This is a genomic window from Streptomyces sp. NPDC093109, from assembly GCF_040701725.1.
Lineage (GTDB): Bacteria > Actinomycetota > Actinomycetes > Streptomycetales > Streptomycetaceae > Streptomyces.
This window is the reverse complement of the sequence record NZ_JBFBEZ010000122.1, coordinates 1-1,477: the sequence shown is the minus strand read 5'-3', so window position 1 is coordinate 1,477 and position 1,477 is coordinate 1. Positions and strand designations below refer to the sequence as shown.

Genomic DNA, 1,477 nt, shown 5'->3' with positions numbered 1-1,477 from the left:
TCTAGATGATCGATTCCAAGGGGTCAGTGGTCGTAGGCGGTCAGTGAGCGTAGTACGGGCTGTCCGGTGTGGTCGTTGTGCCAGATCGCGGCGGTCAGCGCGAGGATTCGCTGCATGACGCGGGCGACGACACCGCCCGGCGTGCGCCCTCGGTGCTGTTCGAGATCGAGTTGGCCCTTGAACGTCTCATTGACCGACTCGATGACCTGCCGCAACGGCTTGAACAGCGGAGCGCCCGGCCGCTCCGGCTCGCCCTTTCGGGCCGGCCGCAGCAGCCGGATGTCCTGCTCGGCGAGTTCGCCTTCGAAGCCCCGGCCGAAGTAGTTCTTGTCGCCGATCAGCGTCTGGGCAGGACGCGCGGCGACGAGGGCGGGTTCGGCGGAGAAGAGATCCAGCAGGGTCTCGCGCTCGTCGGCCTTGGCGCCGGTCAGGGCGAAGGCGACGGGCAGGCCCTGGAGGGTGCACACCAGGTGCAGCCGCAGGCCCCAGAAGAAGCGGCTGTGGCTGGCGCAGTACCCGTACTCGGCCCATCCGGCCAGGTCGGAGCGTTTGACGGTCTCGCGGGAGCGCCCGCATTCCACCGGTGTGGAGTCGACGACCCACACGTCGTCGCTCCATACGGAGGTGTCGGTCGCCAGGAGCCGGGTGACTCGGCGGAGCAGATCGGTGGCCTTGCGCAGACGTTTGTTGTAGCCGGGCTGTTTCGGCAAGTAGGGGAAGAGGTGCCGCAGGTGGGAACGGGCGTGGCGGAGCCATCTGGCCTCCGAGGTGAAGCCGAGCATGGCCTGCATCATTGCGAGGGTGACCAGTTCGGCGTCGCTCAGCTGCGGGGCGATTCCCACAATCGGTCGCCATGGTGCGAGATGGGGCGAGTCCTTCAGCAGGTCGTCAGTCTTCACATAGAGTGCGGTGGCGAGGGTGTCCAGCTCTGTCTTCACACACTGATGTTGGACGCCCTCGCCCCATGCGTGCAGCCGATCCCTTGCAGTCGATCAGTCGGCGACGACTCCCGTGTTCTGGCAGGCGGTGAGCAACCAGCGGCCGTCGTCCTGCTTGGACATCACGTACAGCGGGGCACCCTCGCTCTCGTCGCCCGGGGTCAGGTAGAGCTGACGAACCTTGACCGCCGCGACGTCCGGGCGAATGAAGAACACGTGGACCACCTCGTAGGTGACCTTGCCGTCCCAGTCCGTCGCGGGAAGGACCTTGCGGGTGAACTCCGAGATCGCGTCGAGCCCTATGAGAACCTTGCCGCCGCCCGTCGTCCAGACCGCGTCGGGGTGGAAGAGGGCGAGGAACTCATCGGGGTCCTTTTGCTGCTGTGAGTGCTCGACGGTGGCTACGACCTTTTCGATGGCATCGATGTCTGCGGCGTGCGCCGTGGATTCCGTGTTCATGTGAACCACGGTGCTAACTCAAGCATGGTTGAGGTCAAGAGGTGATCGACCACTGACCCCTTGGAATCGATCATCTAGCC

2 protein-coding genes are annotated in these 1,477 nt (G+C 65.3%); both read right to left on the bottom strand.

Annotation, left to right across the window (positions count from 1 at the left end; translation table 11 throughout):
* Nucleotides 1-23: 23 nt before the first annotated feature.
* Nucleotides 24-938, bottom strand: coding sequence for an IS982 family transposase (locus AB0389_RS37855; protein WP_366400130.1), 915 nt, complete (start codon nucleotides 936-938; stop codon nucleotides 24-26).
* A gap of 54 nt (nucleotides 939-992) precedes the next feature.
* Nucleotides 993-1,397, bottom strand: a complete 405-nt coding sequence (locus AB0389_RS37850) for an SgcJ/EcaC family oxidoreductase (protein WP_366400129.1) — start codon at nucleotides 1,395-1,397, stop codon at nucleotides 993-995.
* Between the last annotated feature and the right edge of the window lie 80 nt (nucleotides 1,398-1,477).